The organism is Geodermatophilus sp. FMUSA9-8 (assembly GCF_037034165.1).
In the GTDB taxonomy this organism is placed as follows: Bacteria; Actinomycetota; Actinomycetes; order Mycobacteriales; family Geodermatophilaceae; genus Geodermatophilus; species Geodermatophilus nigrescens.
This window is the reverse complement of the sequence record NZ_JBAGKE010000004.1, coordinates 105630-122787: the sequence shown is the minus strand read 5'-3', so window position 1 is coordinate 122787 and position 17158 is coordinate 105630. Positions and strand designations below refer to the sequence as shown.

The window sequence follows — 17158 nt, the reverse complement described above, 5'->3', positions numbered from 1 at the left end:
GCCGCGGGGGCGGGCCGGTCGCGACGGCGGCTGTGGACGGGCTGCCCGCCTGTGCACGGGACCGCGTCCGGCCGTGATCATCGGACGCGTGCACGCTCCGGCGGCGTGTCCTGCGTGGTGTCGTGCACGCATCCGATGATCAACGCGGGGAGCGCCGCTCAGGCGTCCAGGCGGGCCAGCTGCTCCGGGATCAGCTGCACGTGGGTCGCGGCGGCGGAGTCCCGGATCGACGCCGGCCGCGACGCCCCCGGGATGGGCAGCACGACGTCGGCCTGCGCCAGGTGCCAGGCGAGCGTCACCTGGTACACCGAGACGCCGAGCTCGGACGCCACCTCCGCGAACGCCGGCGCCGTCGCGTCGAGCGAGCCGGCCGCCGTCACCCCGCCGAACGGGCTCCACGGGATGAACGCCAGCCCGTGCCCGGCGCAGTGCGCGAGTTCGTCGGCCGAGTGCCGCCACCCCGGCGAGAACTGGTTCTGCACGCTCACCAGCGCCGGGCCCACGATCGAGCGGGCGACGTCGATCTGCGCGACGTCGGCGTTGGAGATGCCCACCATCCGCACGAGCCCGTCGTCGGCGAGCTGCCGCAGCGCGCCCATCGAGTCCTCCCACGGCGTCTCCGGGTCGGGCCGGTGGTACTGGTAGAGGTCGATCGTGTCGACGCCGAGGCGCCGCAGCGACGCCTCGCAGGCCCGCCGCAGGTGGGCGGGCGACCCGTCGAGCAGCCAGTCGCTGCCCTCGCGGGTGTGCCCGCCCTTGGTCGCCACGAGCACGCCGGACGTGTCGCCCCCGTAGGAGGACAGCGCCTCGGCGACGAGGGACTCGTTGTGGCCGAACTCCGACTCGTCGCGGGCGTAGGCGTCGGCGGTGTCGATCAGGGTCACGCCGGCGTCGAGCGCGGCGTGGACCACCGCGACGGCGTCCTCGCGCGAGGGCCGGTCGGTCTTCGTGGACAGGGGCATGGCCCCGAGCCCGATGGCACTGACGGTCTGGTCTCCGATGCGTCGCTGCTGCACGGGGCTGTCGTGCCCCGCGGGTAGCGTCGACAAGCGTGACGAGCCTGTTCGACGAGCCCGCGGAGGCGGGGGACGACGTCGTCGACCCGGGCGCCCCGCTGGCGGTGCGGATGCGCCCGCGCTCGCTCGACGAGGTCGTCGGCCAGTCGCACCTGCTCGGCCCTCGCGCGCCGCTGCGCCGCCTGGTCGAGGCCGACGAGCCGATGTCGCTGGTCCTCTACGGCCCGCCCGGCACCGGCAAGACCACGCTCGCGCACGTCATCTCGCTGGCCACCAAGCGCCAGTTCGTGCAGCTGTCCGCGCTCGACGCCGGGGTGAAGGAGGTCCGCGCGGTCATCACCGCCGCCAAGCGCGAGCTCACCTACGGCGGCCGGCGCACCGTGCTGTTCATCGACGAGGTCCACCGGTTCTCCAAGACCCAGCAGGACAGCCTGCTGTCCGCGGTCGAGGACCGGATCGTCAGCCTGATCGCCGCCACCACGGAGAACCCGTTCTTCTCCGTCGTCAGCCCGCTGCTGTCCCGCAGCCTGGTGCTCGCGCTGCAGCCGCTGTCCGACGACGACGTCCGCACGCTGCTGCGCCGCGCGCTCACCAGCGACCGCGGGCTCGACGGCGCGGTGACGCTGTCCGCGGAGGCCGAGGAGCACCTGGTCCGCGTCGCCGGCGGCGACGGGCGCAAGGCGCTCACCGCGCTGGAGTCCGGAGCGGGCGCGGCGCGGGCCGCGGGCGCGAGCGAGATCGACCTCGCCACGCTGGAGACCGCCGTCGCCCAGGCCGCCGTCCGGTACGACCGGCAGGGCGACATGCACTACGACGTCGCCAGCGCGCTGATCAAGTCGATCCGCGGCAGCGACGTCGACGCCGCGCTGCACTACCTGGCGCGGATGGTGGTGGCGGGGGAGGACCCGCGCTTCATCGCCCGCCGGCTGGTCATCTCCGCCAGCGAGGACATCGGCATGGCCGACCCGACGGCGCTGCAGACCGCCGTCGCCGCGGCCGACGCCGTCGCCTTCATCGGCATGCCCGAGGGGCACTTCCCGCTGGCGCACGCCGTCGTCCACCTGGCCACGGCGCCCAAGTCCAACGCCGTCACGGTGGCGATCTCCGAGTCGGTGGCCGACGTCCGGGCCGGCCTCGGCGGGCCGGTGCCGCCCGGCCTGCGCGACGCCCACTACGGCGGGGCGAAGAAGCTCGGCCACGGGAAGACCTACGTCTACCCGCACGACGCGCCCGACGGCATCGTGCCGCAGCAGTACCCGCCCGACGCGCTGGTCGGGCGCGACTACTACCGGCCCACCGGCCGCGGGGTCGAGGCCGGCATCGGGGCCCGGCTGGCCAAGCTGCGCGCGATCGTCCGCCGCGCCCGCTGACCGCCGGGGGCCGCGACTACTGTTGCCCCGCTAGGAGGCGACCCTCCCGGCCGCCGACGGAGAAGAGGAGACGCCGCGTGTCCGCAGGAGAGTGGGCCGGACTGATCGCCGCCCTGGCGCTGGTGCTGCTGGTGGTGCTGCTGGCCGTCCCGCTGCTGAAGCTCGGCCGCACCCTCGACGAGGCGACGCTGACTATCCGGCAGGTCCGCGAGCAGAGTCAGCCGATCCTCGGCCAGGCCCAGACGACGATCGCCCAGGTCAACAGCAACCTGGAGCGGGTCGACGACATCACCGGCAACGCGGCCAACGTGTCGAGCAACGTCGCGGCGCTGACCAGCGTCGTCGCCGCCACCGTGGGCAGCCCGCTGATCAAGGTGGCCGCGTTCAGCTACGGCGTGCGCAGCGCCACGAAGAAGCGCCGCGAGGGCCAGGCGATCGCCGAGGCCGCCGCCCGTGACAAGGCCGACCGGCGCGCGCGCCGTGCCGCCCGGCGGGCCGCCTGATGCGCCGGCTGTTCTGGCTGGCGATGGGCATCACCATCGGCGCCCTCGTCGTCCGCAAGCTGTCCCGCGCCGCCGAGAAGATGACCCCCGCGGGCATCGGCGCCTCGATCGCCGAGGGCCTGCGCGACCTCGCCGACGCGATCGGCGACTTCGGCGCCGACGTGCGCGCCGCGGCCGCCGCCCGCGAGGAGGAGCTGCGCTCCGGCACCGGCCTCGACGCGCCGCTGCCCGAGCGCGACACCACCCAGCTGCAGCTGCCCGGCCGGCCCGCCGGCCGCCCCTCCGGCCGCCCCTCCGGCCGGCGTGGCGCCCACGCGGCCGACCGCTGAGCCGCACCCACCCCCGCGGGGACCGTCCCGCCCCGAGCACCGAGTAGGCCATGCAGACCGCCGAGATCCGCCGCCGCTTCCTGCAGCACTTCGAGCAGCGCGGCCACACCGTCGTCCCGAGCGCCTCGCTGGTGTCCCCGGACCCGTCCCTGCTGTTCACCGTCGCCGGGATGGTGCCGTTCATCCCGTACCTGACCGGCCGCGAGCCCGCGCCGTTCCCCCGGGCCACCAGCGTGCAGAAGTGCGTGCGCACCCTCGACATCGAGGAGGTGGGCAAGACCACCCGCCACGGCACGTTCTTCCAGATGAACGGCAACTTCTCCTTCGGCGACTACTTCAAGGAGGGGGCGATCCAGCACGCGTGGGAGCTGGTGACCGGCCCCGTCGCCGACGGCGGGCTGGGCTTCGACCCCGACCGCATCTGGGTGACCGTCTACCTCGACGACGACGAGGCCGCCGAGGCCTGGCACCGCATCGCCGGGCTGCCGAAGGACCGCATCCAGCGCCTGGGCAAGAAGGACAACTACTGGCACACCGGCGCCGACGGCCCCGGCGGACCGTGCTCGGAGATCTACTTCGACCGCGGCCCGGCGTACGGCCCCGACGGCGGCCCGCTCGTCGACACGGCCGGCGACCGGTTCCTGGAGATCTGGAACCTCGTCTTCATGCAGTACGAGCTCACCGACGTCCGGAGCAAGGAGGACTTCCGGATCGTCGGCGAGCTGCCGAAGAAGAACATCGACACCGGCATGGGCCTGGAGCGGGTGGCCTTCCTGCTGCAGGGCGTCGACAACCTGTACGAGATCGACGAGGTGTCGCCCGTGCTGCGCCGCGGCGCCGAGCTCGCCGGCGTCACCTACGGCAAGGACCACGACACCGACGTCCGGCTGCGCGTCGTCGCCGACCACGTCCGCAGCGGCCTGATGCTCATCGGCGACGGCGTCACGCCCGGCAACGAGGGCCGCGGGTACATCCTGCGCCGGCTGCTGCGCCGCGCCGTCCGCTCGATGCGGCTGCTCGGCGTCGACACCGCCGCCCTGCCAGAGCTGCTGCCGGTCTCCCGCGACGCGATGGGCGCGAGCTACCCCGAGCTGGTCACCGACTTCGACCGGATCAGCGCGGTCGCCTACGCCGAGGAGGAGGCCTTCCGGCGCACCCTCACCTCCGGCACGGCGCTGTTCGACACCGCCGTGGCGCAGGCCAAGGCCGCCGGCACCCCGGCGCTGTCGGGCGAGCAGGCGTTCTCCCTGCACGACACCTACGGCTTCCCCATCGACGTCACCCTCGAGATGGCCGCCGAGCAGGGTGTGACCGTCGACGAGGCCGGCTTCCGCGCGCTCATGCAGCAGCAGCGCGACCGCGCCCGCGCCGACGCCCGCGCCAAGCGCACCGGCTCGGTCGACGTCCTGGCCTACCGCCGGCTGCTCGCCGAGCACGGGCCCACCGACTGGCGGGCCTACGACACCCTGCGCACCGACTCCCGCGTCCTCGGCGTCGTGGCCGAGCTCGACGGCGAGGACGGCGGCCCGGCCGAGGCCGGCGAGGGCGAGGTCGTGCGCGTGGTCCTCGACCGCACGCCCTTCTACGCCGAGTCCGGCGGCCAGGTGGCCGACGCCGGCACGCTGACCTGGGACGGCGGCCGCGCCGAGGTGCTCGACGTGCAGCGCCCGGTCAAGGGCCTCGTCGTGCACCAGGTCCGGGTGGTCGAGGGCGCGCTGCGCGACGGCGCCGAGATCACCGCCGAGGTCGACCGCGAGTGGCGGCTGTCGGCCTGCCAGGCGCACTCGGGCACGCACGTCGTGCACGCGGCGCTGCGCCAGGTGCTCGGCCCGCAGGCACTGCAGTCGGGCTCCTACAACCGGCCCGGCTACCTGCGGCTGGACTTCGCCTGGCAGGGCGCGCTCAGCCCGCAGCAGCGGTCCGACATCGAGGACGTCGCCAACGCCGCGGTCCGCGCCGACCACCGGGTGCGCGCCGACCACATGACCCTGGCCGAGGCCCAGGCGATCGGGGCGCTGGCGCTGTTCGGCGAGACCTACGGCGAGTCGGTGCGCGTCGTGGAGATCGGCGGCCCCTGGTCGCGCGAGCTCTGCGGTGGCACCCACGTGTCCGGCAGCGCGCAGATCGGCACGCTGGCGCTGACCGGCGAGTCCTCGGTCGGCTCGGGGGCCCGCCGCGTCGAGGCCGTCGTCGGCCTGGAGGGCTTCCGCTACCTCGCCCGCGAGCGCGACCTGGTCCGCCAGCTCGGCGAGCTGCTCAAGTCGCCCACCGACGGGCTGGTCGACCGCGTCGGCGGCGTCCTGTCCCGGCTGCGCGACGCCGAGCGGGAGATCGCCGAGCTGCGCGCCGCGCAGACCAAGGCGGCGGCCGGCCAGCTGGCCGCCGACGCCCGCGACGTCGGCGGGGTCGCCGTCGTCACCGCGGCGCCCGCGGGGCTGGCCGGCGGCGACCTGCGCACCCTCGCCCTCGACGTCCGCGGGCGGCTCGGTGAGCGCCCGGGTGTCGTCTTGCTCGCCTCCGAGGCCGGGGGCAAGGTGGCTGTGGTCGCCGCGCTGACCCCGGCCGCGCAGGCGCGCGGTCTCTCGGCGGGGGACCTGGTGAAGGCGGCCACCCCGCTGGTCGGGGGCCGTGGCGGCGGCAAGGCCGACGTCGCGCAGGGCGGCGGCACGGACCCCAGCGGCATCCCCGCCGCTCTCCAGGCGGGCGAACAGGCGGTCGTGACCGCCGCAGGGAGGTGACCGGAGTGCCCGAGCAGCGCCCCGACGAGACCGGTGACGTGAGCGAGCGGCGCCAGCAGGGCCGCCCGGCGGTGCCGCCGTCGCGCCCCCGGCAGACCCCTCCGCAGCCGCCGGTGCACCACCGCACCGAGCAGATCGACCTGCGCGCCGGCTTCCCGCCGGTGCGCAACGAGACCACCGAGATCGACCTCTCGCAGGGCCTGCCCGCCGGGCTGCCCCTGCCGCCGCGCCGCACCCGGCAGGGCCGCCGGCTCGGCCTCGACGTCGGCACGGTGCGGATCGGCGTCGCGCTCTCGGACCCGACGGGCACGCTCGCGAGCCCGCTGGAGACCGTCGAGCGGCGCCGCGACGGCGGCGACCTGGACCGCATCGTCGCTCTCGTGGAGGAACACGAGGTGACAGAGGTGATCGTGGGGGAGCCGAGGCACCTGTCGGGTGCGTCGGGCGCCTCCGCGCGGGAAGCGCGTGCCTACTCTCGGTCACTCGCCGGGCGCATCGGCAGCGTGCCCGTGCACCTCGTCGACGAGAGGCTCTCCACCGTGACCGCAGCCAGTTCCCTGCGGGCGAACGGGCTCGACAGCCGCGCCCAGCGCCCCGTGATCGACCAGGCCGCCGCCGTGGTCATCCTCCAGGCCTATCTCGACTCCCAGCGGGGGCGCTCATGACCCCGCCGGTCCCGCCCTACGGGCGGGGCCGGCCGGTGTCCGACGGTGTCGGCGGGACCGCCGCCGCCGGCTGGCCCGCGCCGCACGCCGGCGTCGGGCCCGCCACCACCTGGCTGCCCGTGGGCCCGTCCGCCCAGCGGCCCGGCGGCACCGCCCGCGGCGCCTCCCTGCTCGACCGCGACCCCTACCCGGTGACCGCCGGGCGGCACGCCGCCCCCGACGGCGACCCGTCCCGCGGCGGGACCCCCGCGGCCTCCTCCGGCGACGACCGCACCGGCCCCCTGTCCGGCGGCGCCCGCCCCGGCCCGGGCGCCGAGGGCCTGCCGCCCCGCCCGCAGGGCGCGTGGTCGCGGCTCTCGAAGCGCCCCGACGCCGACCCCGACGCCACCGTCGCGGCCCTGGTCCCGCACCAGGCCGACGCGCCCACCGAGGCCCACCCGCTCGCCGCCGCGCACGGGGGCTCCCACGACGACCACCACGACGTCGACCACCACCACGACCACCACCACGAGGACGACGACGCCACCGGCGGCCTGGACGTCCTCGGTGCCGGCGGCCGCGAGGAGCGCCGCCGCGGACGGCGCGGCCGCCGCGACGAGCAGCACCACGACGACCCGCACCACGACGACCACCACGACGGGCACGACCACCCCGCGACCGACGAGCACCCGGTGCTCGGCGGCGGCCGCGGCACCCGCACCGGCCGGCGCCGGCGCAGCCCGCTGGCCAACCTGGTCGCGCTGCTCGTGCTCGCCGCCCTCGTCGCCGGCATCGTCTTCGGCGGCCGCGCGCTGATCGGTCTGGTCAACCCCGAGGCCGAGGACTTCGCCGGCCCCGGCACCGGCACCGTCGACGTGCGGGTGGGCGAGGGCGACACGCTCAGCGACATCGCCCGGGCCCTCGTCGAGGCCGGCGTGATCGCCTCCTCCGCGCCCTTCGTCGAGGCGGCCGAGACCGAGCCCGCCGCCATGGGCATCCAGCCCGGCGTCTACAGCCTCCGCTCCGAGATGAGCGGCGCCGCCGCCCTCGACCTGCTGCTCGACCCGGCCGCCCGCCAGGTCTCCCGGGTCACCGTGCCCGAGGGCTTCACCGTCGCGGCCACCCTGCAGCGCATCGCCGAGACCACCGGCCTGCCGATCGAGGAGCTGCAGGCGGCCGCCGCCGACCCCGCGGCGCTCGGCCTGCCGGCCTACGCCAACGGCCAGCTCGAGGGCTTCCTCTTCCCGGCCACCTACGACGTCGAGCCCGACACCACCGCCGCCGACGTGCTGCGCGCGATGGTCTCCCGGTTCACCGAGACCGCCGCCGACATGCAGCTCGAGCAGCGGGCGGCCGCCGCCGGGCGCTCGGTGTACGACGTGGTGATCGTCGCCTCGATGGTCCAGTCGGAGACCCGGCTCGACGAGGAGCGGCCGAACGTCGCGCAGGTGGTCTACAACCGGCTCAACCAGGGCATCGCGCTCGGCATCGACGCGACGCTCGCCTACGGGCTCGGCAAGAACGGCAACGACCTCACCGTCACCGATCTGCGCACCGACGGCCCGTACAACACCCGCACCCGGCCGGGGCTGGTGCCCACGCCGATCAGCTCGCCGGGCGAGGCGAGCCTCGAGGCGGCGCTCGCGCCGAGCACCGGGGACCTCCTCTACTACGTCCTCGAGTCGCAGGACGGGCGGCACTTCTTCACCGCCAGCTACGAGGAGTTCATGGCCGCCCGGCAGCGCTGCGCCGACGCCGGCCTCGGGTGCGGTGGCTGACCGGCCGGTGCCCGGAGATCGTCCCGCCGGCCGGGCGGCCGTCCTCGGCCGCCCGGTCGGGCACTCCCTCTCGCCGCTGCTGCACCGGGCCGCCTACGCCGCGCTCGGTCTCGACGGCTGGACCTACGACGCCCTCGACGTCGGCGCCGACGACCTGCCCGACCTGCTCGCCGGCCTCGGCCCGGAGTGGCGCGGCTTCTCGGTGACCATGCCGTGCAAGCAGGCCGCCGTCGCCGTGGCCGACGAGGTGGAGCCGCTGCCGCGCCTGCTCGGCGCGGCCAACACCCTGGTGCACACGGGCGCCGGGTGGCGGGCGGAGAACACCGACGTCCACGGCGTCGGGATGGCGCTGCAGGTCGGCGGCGTCGAGCGGGTCGCGCACGCGGCGATCGTCGGCGCCGGCGGGACCGCGGCCGCCGCGGCCGTGGCGCTGGCCGAGCTCGGCGCGGAGACCGTCGACGTCCTCGTGCGCGAGCCGTCCCGCGCCGCCGACGTCGCCCGGGTGCTCGGCACCCTCGGCGTCGAGGCCGCCGTGCGGCCGCTCGCGGCCGGGCCGGTCGAGGCGCCCGTGGTGGTCAGCACCGTGCCGATCGGCGCGCACCCCGACCTCGGCGGGCTCTCCTGGCGGTCCGGCCAGACGCTGCTCGACGTCCTCTACGCGCCGTGGCCCACCCCGCTCGCCGCCGCGGCGCAGGCCGTCGGCGCCACCGTGGTGAGCGGCCTCGAGGTGCTGTTCTGGCAGGCCACCGTCCAGGTGGAGCTCATGACCGGGCAGCCGGCGCCGATCGGCCCCATGCGCGCCGCCCTGGACGCCCGCTGAGCCCGCTGTCCCCGCTGCTCGCCCTCGCCGTGCTGGCCGCCGCCGCCACCGGCCCGCTGCTGGCCCGCACCGCGGTCCGGCTGGCCACCCGGCTGCCGTCCGCCCGGCCGACCCCCACCCGCGCGCTCACCACCGCCGCGGTGCTCGCCGTCCTGCTGTGCGGCGCCGTCCTGCTCGGCGGTGACCGCCCCGCCACGCTGGCCTACGCCTGGGCCGCCGGCGCCGCCGTCGTCCTCGCCCAGGTCGACCTCGCCGTCCACCGGCTGCCCGACCGGATCACCTACCCGGCGGCCGCCGTCTGCGGGGCCGCGTTGCTCGCCGACGCCGCGCTGCTCGGCACCTGGCCGGCGTTCCTGCGGGCGCTGCTCGCCGCGGCCGTCGCCGGCGGGGTCGCGCTGCTCGCGGCGCTGGCCGGCCCCGCGGGGCTCGGCCTCGGCGACGTCAAGCTGCTCGCGCTGCTCGGCCTGCTGCTGGGCTGGGCCGGCTGGGGCGTCCTGCTCGCCGGGGTGTTCCTCGGCCTCCTGGCCGGCGCGGGCCTGTCGCTGGTGCTGGTGGCCACCGGCCGGGCGGGCTGGCGCACCCCCGTGGCGTTCGGCCCGCCGCTGCTGCTCGGCGCCGTCCTCGCCCTCCTGGTGGAGGGACCGCTGGCCTGAGTTGGGCCCGGTGCCCCGCCGTAGGCAGGGGGCCGCGGCCCGGCTGGCAGAATCGCCGGCATGTTGCGCTGGCTGACCGCCGGTGAGTCGCACGGCCAGCAGCTCACCGCCATCCTCGAGGGCCTGCCCGCCGGCGTGCGGGTCACCACCGCCGACCTCGACGTCGACCTCGCCCGCCGCCGCCTCGGCCACGGCCGCGGCGCCCGGATGTCCTTCGAGCAGGACGCCGTCACCCTGACCGGCGGCGTCCGGCACGGCGTGACCATGGGCGGCCCGATCGCCGTCCAGGTGGGCAACACCGAGTGGCCCAAGTGGACGACGGTCATGTCGCCGGACCCGGTCGACCCCGAGGTGCTCGCCGGGCAGGCCCGCAACGCCCCGCTCACGCGGCCGCGCCCGGGCCACGCCGACCTCGCCGGCATGCAGAAGTACGGCTTCGACGACGCCCGCCCGGTGCTCGAGCGGGCCAGCGCCCGCGAGACCGCCGCCCGCGTCGCGCTCGGCGCCGTCGCGCGGGCGTTCCTGCGCCAGGTGCTCGACGTCGAGGTGGTCAGCCACGTCGTCGCCATCGGGCCGGTGACCGTCCCCGACGGCGTCGTCCCCGGCCCGCAGGACAACCCGCGCATCGACGACGACCCGGTGCGCTGCGCCGACCCGGCCACCAGCGCGGTGATGGTCGCCGAGGTCGACGACGCCCGGAAGAACGGCGACACCCTCGGCGGCGTCATCGAGGTCGTCGTGCACGGCCTGCCGCCGGGCCTGGGCAGCCACGTGCACTGGGACCGCCGCCTGGACTCCCGCCTGGCCGGCGCGCTCATGGGCGTGCAGTCGGTGAAGGCGGTCGAGGTCGGGGACGGCCTGGAGACCGCGCGCCGCCGCGGCTCGGTCGCCCACGACGAGATCGTCCGCGAGGGTGAGCGGATGCGGCGGGTCACCGACCGCGCCGGCGGCATCGAGGGCGGCATGACCAACGGCGAGGTGCTGCGGGTGCGCGCCGCCATGAAGCCGATCTCCACCGTGCCGCGGGCGCTGGCCACCGTCGACGTCGCCACGGGCGACGCCGCGGTCGCTATCAACCAGCGCAGCGACGCGATCGCCGTCCCGCGCGGGGCGGTCGTGATGGAGGCGATGGTGGCGCTGGTGCTCGCCGACGCCGTCCTCGAGAAGTTCGGCGGCGACTCGGTGACCGAGACCCGCCGCAACGTGCAGACCTACCTCGACGCGCTCCCGTTCCGGTGACGGGACCGCTCCTCGTCCTGGTCGGGCCGCCCGCGTCGGGCAAGACCACGGTCGGCACGGCAGTGGCCGCAGCAGCCGGCCTGCCGTTCCGCGACACCGACGCCGACGTCGAGGCCACCACCGGCACCAGCGTCGCCGACCTGTTCGTCACGCACGGCGAGCAGCACTTCCGCGACCTCGAGGAACAGGCGGTCGCCCGCGCGCTCGCCGAGCACGACGGCGTCCTCGCCCTCGGCGGCGGCGCCGTGCTCAGCGCCGCCACCCGCGCGCTGCTCGTCGCGCACGGCCGGGCCGGCGGCACCGTCGTCCACCTCGACGTCGACCTGCCCTCGGCCGCGAAGCGCGCCGGGCTGTCCCGCGACCGCCCGCTGCTGGCCGTCAACCCCCGGGCGATGCTGCGCACCCTGCTCGAGCAGCGCGCCCCCCTCTACGCGGAGGTCGCCACCGTGGTCGTGCCCACCGGGGGCCGCACCCCCGACGAGGTGGTCGCCGACGTGCTCGCCGCCCTAACCGCGGGAGCCGGCCGATGAGGCGGGTGACGGTCGCGGGGGAGCGGCCCTACGACGTCGTCATCGGCGCCGGCGCGCAGGCCGAGCTGGGCCTCGTGCTCGCCGGGACGCCCAAGGCCGCCGTCGTGCACGCCCCGCCGCTGGCCGCGCTGGCCGGGGCCGCCGTCGAGACGCTGCAGACCGCCGGCGTGGCCGCCGAGGCCGTCGTCGTCCCCGACGGCGAGGCCGCCAAGACCGCGCAGGTCGCCGCGGCCGCGTGGGAGGAGTTCGGCCGGCTCGGGCTCACCCGCGCCGACGCCGTCGTCGGCGTCGGCGGGGGAGCGGTCACCGACCTCGCCGGCTTCCTCGCCGCCACCTGGACCCGCGGCATCCGCGTCGTCCACCTGCCCACCAGCGTGCTCGGCATGGTCGACGCCGCGGTCGGCGGCAAGACCGGCATCAACACCGGCGCGGGCAAGAACCTCGTGGGCGCGTTCCACCCGCCGGCCGGCGTGCTCGCCGACACCGACGTGCTCGCCGGGCTGCCCGAGGCGGAGTTCCGCTCCGGCATGGCCGAGGTGGTCAAGTGCGGCCTCATCGCCGACGGCGCGATCCTCGACCTGCTCGCCGCCGACCCGACCGGCCGCCGTGACACCGAGGAGCTCGTCGAGCGCGCGGTGCGGGTGAAGGCCGACGCGGTGGGCCAGGACCTCTTCGACACCGGCGTCCGCGAGTACCTCAACTACGGGCACACCCTCGGCCACGCCATCGAGCGGGTCGAGGACTTCGGCTGGCGGCACGGCGAGGCGGTCGCCGTCGGCCTGGTGTTCGCCGCCGAGCTCGGCGCGCAGGCCGGCACGCTGACCCGCGCCGAGGCCGACCGGCACCGCGAGCTGGTGGCGGCGATGGGCCTGCCCACCACCTACCGCGGCGACTGGGCGGCGCTGCAGGCGGTGATGCGGGTGGACAAGAAGGCCCGCGGCGCGACGCTGCGCTTCGTCGTCCTCGACGGGATCGGCAATCCGACGATCCTGACCGACCCCGAGCAGGCATGGCTGGACGCGGCGTGGGCCGCGGTTGCGGAGGAACAGTGACGATCCAGGTGCTCAACGGGCCCAACCTCGGGCGCCTCGGCACCCGCGAGCCGGAGGTCTACGGCCCGACGACGTACGCGCAGCTCGTCGACCTCCTCGAGACGGCGGGTCGCGAGCTCGGCATGGAGGTCCGGGTCCGCCAGACCGACGACGAGGCCGAGATGCTCCGCTGGGTGCACGAGGCCACCGACGCGCGGGACCCGGTGATCCTGAACCCGGCCGCCTGGTCGCACACGTCGATCGCCCTGCACGACGCCCTGGCCGCGCTGCAGTCGCCGCTGGTGGAGGTGCACATCAGCAACGTGCACAAGCGGGAGCCGTTCCGGCACCACTCCTACGTCTCGGCCGTGGCCGACGGCGTCATCGCCGGCCTCGGCGTCGAGGGCTACGTGCTCGCGCTGCAGTGGATGTCGCTGCGGGGCCACCGGTGACCGGGCGCGCCGCCGAGCGGCGGGAGCGGCTGCGGGCCACGGCCGCCGAGCGGGGCCTCGACGCCGTCCTGGTCACCAACCTGCTCAACGTGCGCTACCTGACCGGGTTCACCGGCTCCAACGGGGCGCTGCTGCTGCGCACCGACGGCGGCGACGTCTTCGGCACCGACGGCCGCTACACCACCCAGGCCGGCACCCAGGTGCCCGACCTCGAGCTGCTGGTCGACCGCGCCACCGTGCCGGCGCTGGCCCGCGAGGCGGTCACGCGCGGCGCCGGGCGGCTCGGCTACGAGAGCCACGAGGTGACCGTCGACGGCCACCGGCAGCTGGAGCGGGTGCTCACCGACGCCGCCGCCGGCGGCACGGTGCCCGAGCTGGTCAGCGTGCAGCGGGCCGTCGAGGAGCTGCGCGCGGTCAAGGACGACGACGAGGTCGACGCGCTGCGCCGGGCGTGCGCGGTGGCCGACCAGGCGCTGGCCGAGCTGGCCGCCGACGGCGCGCTGCGCCCGGGCCGCACCGAGCTGGAGGTCGGCCGCGAGCTCGACGCCCGGATGCTGGCCCTGGGTGCCGAGGCGCCGTCGTTCGAGACGATCGTGGCCACCGGCGCGAACTCGGCCATCCCGCACCACCGGCCCGACCGCACGGTGCTCGCCGGCGGCGACTTCCTGAAGCTCGACTTCGGCGCCACCGTCGACGGCTACCACTCCGACATGACCCGCACCGTGGTGCTCGCGCACGCCGCCGACTGGCAGCGCGAGGTCTACGCGCTGGTCGCCGAGGCTCAGGCCGCCGGGCGGGCGGCGCTCGCGGTCGGGGCCGACGTCGTCGCCGTCGACGCCGCCTCCCGCGACGTCATCGCCGCGGCCGGCCACGCCGACCACTTCACGCACGGTCTCGGGCACGGCGTGGGCCTGGAGATCCACGAGGCGCCAGGCATCGGCCCGCTCGGCGCGGGTAGGCTGGCCGCCGGCATGGCCGTCACCGTGGAGCCCGGGGTGTACCTGCCCGGCCACGGCGGTGTCCGGATCGAGGACACGCTGGTCGTCACGGCGGACGCGCCCGAGTTGTTGACCCTCACGAGCAAGGAACTGCTGGTCCTCTAGATGGCTACCACCAACGACCTCAAGAACGGCATGGTCCTCAACCTCGACGGCCAGCTGTGGTCCGTCACCGAGTTCCAGCACGTCAAGCCCGGCAAGGGCGGTGCGTTCGTCCGGACGACGCTCAAGAACGTGCTCTCGGGCAAGGTCGTCGACAAGACCTTCAACGCCGGCACCAAGGTCGAGACCGCCACGGTCGACAAGCGGAACATGACGTACCTGTACAAGGACGGCACCGACTTCGTCTTCATGGACGGCGACACCTTCGACCAGATCCCGGTCCCGGCCGAGACCGTGGGCGGCGGTGCCGACTACCTGCTGGAGAACACCGAGGCCGTCGTCGCCGTGCACGAGGGCGTGCCGCTCTACGTCGAGCTGCCGGTGACGCTGGAGCTCGTCGTCGAGCACACCGACCCGGGCCTGCAGGGCGACCGCTCCACCGGCGGCACCAAGCCCGCCACCCTGGAGACCGGCGCGCAGATCCAGGTGCCGCTGTTCGTCAACACCGGCGACAAGCTCAAGGTCGACACCCGCGACGGCCGGTACCTCGGCCGCGCGAACTGATCGCGCTCCTGCACATGGCCGCACGCACCAAGGCGCGCAAGCGCGCCGTCGACGTCCTCTACGCGGCCGACCTGCGCCGCGCGGACCCGGTGGAGATGCTGCGCGAGCGCGTCGCGCACGCCAACCCGCCGGTGCCGGAGCACGCCGTCCGGCTGGTGGAGGGCGTCGCCGCCCACGCCGGCCGCATCGACGAGCTGATCGAGCAGCACGCCCGCGGGTGGTCGCTGGAGCGGCTGCCCGACGTCGACCGCGCGATCCTGCGCATGGCGGTCTTCGAGCTGCTGTGGGCCGACGACGTGCCCGACGCCGTCGTCATCGACGAGGCGGTCGAGCTCGCCCGGGCGCTGTCCACGGACGAGTCGCCGGCCTACGTCAACGGCGTCCTCGGCGCCATCCTCGACGCCGAGGTCCCCACCTCCTCCTGAGCCGGCCGGCGCCCGCTCAGCGGGCGTCGTGCACGGTGACGGCGTAGCCGTCGGGGTCGGCGAAGGTGAACGCCCGCCCGAAGGGCGTGTCGGCCGGCGGCGCCAGGATGGTCACGCCGTCGGCGGCCATCCGGTCGTGCAGCGCCTGGCTGTCGTCGGCGGCCAGCCACAGCGCCACGCCCAGGCCCGGGCGGGGCCGCGCCGCGGCCGGGTCGACGCCCGGCAGCGGCTCGCGGACGGCGAAGGCCACCGGCGTGGTGGCGAACACGACCGCGCCGGGCGGGCCGGCCGGTGCGCGGCGCAGGCCGAGGGTGCCGGCATAGAAGGCCGCCGAGCGCTCGAGGTCGGTGACCTGCAGGGCGACGAAGTCGGGTCCGGTGACGGTCATGGCTGCTCCCCGGGAGTGATGTCAGGATATTGACATGGTCGAGTGTGTCAGGATCCTGACATGAGTCAAGGGGGCGGGGTCGGCGACGTCGACCGGGCGGTGGGCTACGTGCTCAAGCAGGCCGCGACCGTGCTGCGCGGTGCCATGGACACCGCACTGCGGCCGCTGGGCCTGACGGTGTCCCAGTACGCGACGCTGGAGCTGCTCGACCAGCGGCCCGGCTCCTCGGTGGCCGAGCTCGCCCGCGCGGCGTTCGTGACGCGGCAGGCCATGACCGGCGTGCTCGCCGGCTTGCAGGACGCCGGCTGGGTGTCGCGGCCGGCGGTGGCGCCGCAGGGCCGGGCGCTGCCGGCGACGGTCACCGACGAGGGGCGACGGCGGCTGCGCGAGGCCAGCGCCGCGGTCACGGAGGTGCAGGAGCGGATGCTCGCCGGGCTGACGCCCGACCGGCGCGAGCGCCTGCTGGCCGACCTGCAGGCGTGCGTGGCCGCGCTCGACCCGGGCGCCTGAGGGCCGGGCGGGCAGGTGAGGGCAGGGGAGGCGCCAGGGGACCGGGCCGGCGTCAGGGACGGCGGCCGGTGCCCGCGGCGGCGGTGAGCATCGCGGCCATGCGCACGCTCGACTGACGCCGGTGCGCCCGGCGCAGCGCCTCGCGGCGGCGGGCGGCGAGCAGCAGCTCGGGGTCGGGCAGGGCGACCGGTGGGCTGGTGTGCACGGGGACTCCTCGCGTCGTGCGCCGGGTTCTCGGCGACGGGTCGGACGCTAGGGGCACCCACCGACAGTTCCGGGACCGAGCGCCATCACCCGCTCGCGCACCGTGACGGCAGGTGCGGCTGGAGCGGGGGCGCGCCGCCGTCGTAGCCGGACGTCGGGAGACCGCGCCGTGTACACACGGCGCGGCCGGGGGAGGCCCGGGAGCGCGCCGCGTGCACACAGCGTGGGCGCGGGCCGGGGGACCGGGGCCCGGACGCGACGAGACCCGCCCCGGCGGGTGCCGGAGCGGGCCTCGGAGGTGTGTCGGGGATCAGCGCGGGGCGCGGCGCCGGTCCCAGGTCTCGTCGTCGTCATCGGCGCCGGCACCCATGCCGTCCATGCCGCCCGGGTTGAGCACGCCCCACTCGATCAGCCGGGTGGTGAGCTCGTCGGGGCTCATGTCGTAGATGATCGCCAGCGACTTGAGGTCCTCCGCGCGGATGGAGAGGACCTTGCCGTTGTAGTCGTGCCGCTGGGCCTGGATGGTCGACGCGTAGCGGGCGAGCGGGCCGGCCTCGTCGGCGGGCAGCGAGCCCAGCGACTCGAGGTTGAGCACGATCTTCGTGGTCGAGGTGACCGCCGAGCTCGGGCGCGGGTCGGGCAGCAGCTCCGACACCGGCACGCCGTAGAACACGGCCAGCTCCGAGAGGCGCTGCACGGTCACCGCGCGGTCGCCACGCTCGTAGGAGCCCACGACGACGGCCTTCCAGCGGCCGTGCGACTTGTCCTCCACGCCCTGCAGGGACAGGCCCTGCTGGTTGCGGATGGCCCGCAGCCGGGCGCCCAGGGCCCGCGAGTAGTCCGTGCTCATGCGTGTCTGCTCAC

Annotated in this window: 20 protein-coding genes; 16 read left to right on the top strand and 4 right to left on the bottom strand. The window is 75.9% G+C overall.

The window, feature by feature from the left end:
• Positions 1–158: 158 nt before the first annotated feature.
• Positions 159–1016 carry an aldo/keto reductase gene (locus tag WA616_RS10315; RefSeq protein ID WP_336029518.1) on the bottom strand — a complete coding sequence of 286 codons (858 nt, stop codon included), beginning with the start codon at positions 1014–1016 and terminating at the stop codon, positions 159–161.
• 35 nt (positions 1017–1051) lie between these two features.
• Here WA616_RS10315 and WA616_RS10310 point away from each other — a divergent pair, with 35 nt between their 5' ends.
• From WA616_RS10310 to nusB, 15 genes are all read left to right on the top strand, one after another.
• Positions 1052–2386 carry a replication-associated recombination protein A gene (locus tag WA616_RS10310; RefSeq protein ID WP_336029515.1) on the top strand — a complete coding sequence of 445 codons (1335 nt, stop codon included), beginning with the start codon at positions 1052–1054 and terminating at the stop codon, positions 2384–2386.
• A 77-nt stretch (positions 2387–2463) separates the two neighbouring features.
• Complete coding sequence (locus WA616_RS10305; protein WP_073422557.1) at positions 2464–2889, top strand: DUF948 domain-containing protein; 426 nt, start codon at positions 2464–2466, stop codon at positions 2887–2889.
• The gene (locus tag WA616_RS10300) at positions 2889–3218 is read left to right on the top strand and encodes a hypothetical protein (RefSeq protein WP_336029512.1); all 330 of its coding nucleotides are present in this window, start codon (positions 2889–2891) and stop codon (positions 3216–3218) included. The genes WA616_RS10305 and WA616_RS10300 overlap by 1 nt, the downstream gene beginning before the upstream one ends.
• Before the next feature lie 50 nt (positions 3219–3268).
• Positions 3269–5956, top strand: a complete 2688-nt coding sequence (gene alaS, locus WA616_RS10295; protein WP_336029507.1) for an alanine--tRNA ligase — start codon at positions 3269–3271, stop codon at positions 5954–5956.
• 5 nt (positions 5957–5961) lie between these two features.
• Positions 5962–6621, top strand: a complete 660-nt coding sequence (gene ruvX / locus WA616_RS10290) for a Holliday junction resolvase RuvX (RefSeq protein WP_336029505.1) — start codon at positions 5962–5964, stop codon at positions 6619–6621.
• Positions 6618–8378, top strand: coding sequence for an endolytic transglycosylase MltG (gene mltG / locus WA616_RS10285; RefSeq protein ID WP_336029501.1), 1761 nt, complete (start codon positions 6618–6620; stop codon positions 8376–8378). The genes ruvX and mltG overlap by 4 nt, the downstream gene beginning before the upstream one ends.
• A complete protein-coding gene (locus tag WA616_RS10280) occupies positions 8371–9198 on the top strand; it encodes a shikimate dehydrogenase (RefSeq protein ID WP_336029500.1) in 828 nt (275 codons plus the stop codon). Before mltG ends, WA616_RS10280 begins: the two co-directional genes overlap by 8 nt.
• Before the next feature lie 29 nt (positions 9199–9227).
• Positions 9228–9851: a prepilin peptidase gene (locus tag WA616_RS10275; RefSeq protein WP_336029497.1), complete on the top strand. Its 624-nt coding sequence runs from the start codon at positions 9228–9230 to the stop codon at positions 9849–9851.
• Between the two features lie 60 nt (positions 9852–9911).
• Entirely contained in the window at positions 9912–11090 is a 1179-nt protein-coding gene (gene aroC, locus WA616_RS10270; RefSeq protein WP_336029495.1) for a chorismate synthase, read from the top strand.
• Positions 11087–11620 (top strand): shikimate kinase, encoded by a 534-nt coding sequence (locus WA616_RS10265; protein ID WP_336029492.1) that lies wholly within the window; start codon positions 11087–11089, stop codon positions 11618–11620. Before aroC ends, WA616_RS10265 begins: the two co-directional genes overlap by 4 nt.
• A complete protein-coding gene (gene aroB, locus WA616_RS10260) occupies positions 11617–12672 on the top strand; it encodes a 3-dehydroquinate synthase (RefSeq protein ID WP_336029489.1) in 1056 nt (351 codons plus the stop codon). The genes WA616_RS10265 and aroB overlap by 4 nt, the downstream gene beginning before the upstream one ends.
• Positions 12669–13103, top strand: coding sequence for a type II 3-dehydroquinate dehydratase (gene aroQ / locus WA616_RS10255; protein WP_073422550.1), 435 nt, complete (start codon positions 12669–12671; stop codon positions 13101–13103). The genes aroB and aroQ overlap by 4 nt, the downstream gene beginning before the upstream one ends.
• Complete coding sequence (locus WA616_RS10250; protein WP_336029484.1) at positions 13100–14206, top strand: M24 family metallopeptidase; 1107 nt, start codon at positions 13100–13102, stop codon at positions 14204–14206. The genes aroQ and WA616_RS10250 overlap by 4 nt, the downstream gene beginning before the upstream one ends.
• On the top strand, positions 14207–14767 hold the full coding sequence (gene efp / locus WA616_RS10245) for an elongation factor P (RefSeq protein ID WP_073422548.1): 561 nt from the start codon (positions 14207–14209) through the stop codon (positions 14765–14767).
• A gap of 14 nt (positions 14768–14781) precedes the next feature.
• Positions 14782–15192 carry a transcription antitermination factor NusB gene (nusB, locus tag WA616_RS10240; protein ID WP_336029482.1) on the top strand — a complete coding sequence of 137 codons (411 nt, stop codon included), beginning with the start codon at positions 14782–14784 and terminating at the stop codon, positions 15190–15192.
• Between the two features lie 16 nt (positions 15193–15208).
• On the opposite strand, the gene WA616_RS10235 is transcribed toward nusB, so the two are convergent.
• Positions 15209–15580 carry a VOC family protein gene (locus WA616_RS10235; RefSeq protein WP_073422546.1) on the bottom strand — a complete coding sequence of 124 codons (372 nt, stop codon included), beginning with the start codon at positions 15578–15580 and terminating at the stop codon, positions 15209–15211.
• Positions 15581–15640: 60 nt separating this feature from the next.
• Here WA616_RS10235 and WA616_RS10230 point away from each other — a divergent pair, with 60 nt between their 5' ends.
• Positions 15641–16090, top strand: coding sequence for a MarR family winged helix-turn-helix transcriptional regulator (locus WA616_RS10230; RefSeq protein ID WP_336029479.1), 450 nt, complete (start codon positions 15641–15643; stop codon positions 16088–16090).
• Between the two features lie 52 nt (positions 16091–16142).
• On the opposite strand, the gene WA616_RS10225 is transcribed toward WA616_RS10230, so the two are convergent.
• Both WA616_RS10225 and bldD read right to left on the bottom strand, forming a co-directional pair.
• Entirely contained in the window at positions 16143–16295 is a 153-nt protein-coding gene (locus WA616_RS10225; RefSeq protein ID WP_175562960.1) for a hypothetical protein, read from the bottom strand.
• 309 nt (positions 16296–16604) lie between these two features.
• Positions 16605–17144 (bottom strand): transcriptional regulator BldD, encoded by a 540-nt coding sequence (bldD, locus tag WA616_RS10220; RefSeq protein ID WP_073422544.1) that lies wholly within the window; start codon positions 17142–17144, stop codon positions 16605–16607.
• Between the last annotated feature and the right edge of the window lie 14 nt (positions 17145–17158).

Coding starts and splice junctions, on each gene's coding strand:
- aroB (WP_336029489.1), top strand. CDS start 11,617: ATGAGGCGGGTGACGGTCGCGGGGGAGCGGCCCTACGACGTCGTCATC.
- nusB (WP_336029482.1), top strand. CDS start 14,782: ATGGCCGCACGCACCAAGGCGCGCAAGCGCGCCGTCGACGTCCTCTAC.
- WA616_RS10300 (WP_336029512.1), top strand. CDS start 2,889: ATGCGCCGGCTGTTCTGGCTGGCGATGGGCATCACCATCGGCGCCCTC.
- WA616_RS10235 (WP_073422546.1), bottom strand. CDS start 15,580: ATGACCGTCACCGGACCCGACTTCGTCGCCCTGCAGGTCACCGACCTC.
- aroC (WP_336029495.1), top strand. CDS start 9,912: ATGTTGCGCTGGCTGACCGCCGGTGAGTCGCACGGCCAGCAGCTCACC.
- efp (WP_073422548.1), top strand. CDS start 14,207: ATGGCTACCACCAACGACCTCAAGAACGGCATGGTCCTCAACCTCGAC.
- alaS (WP_336029507.1), top strand. CDS start 3,269: ATGCAGACCGCCGAGATCCGCCGCCGCTTCCTGCAGCACTTCGAGCAG.
- WA616_RS10230 (WP_336029479.1), top strand. CDS start 15,641: ATGAGTCAAGGGGGCGGGGTCGGCGACGTCGACCGGGCGGTGGGCTAC.
- bldD (WP_073422544.1), bottom strand. CDS start 17,144: ATGAGCACGGACTACTCGCGGGCCCTGGGCGCCCGGCTGCGGGCCATC.
- mltG (WP_336029501.1), top strand. CDS start 6,618: ATGACCCCGCCGGTCCCGCCCTACGGGCGGGGCCGGCCGGTGTCCGAC.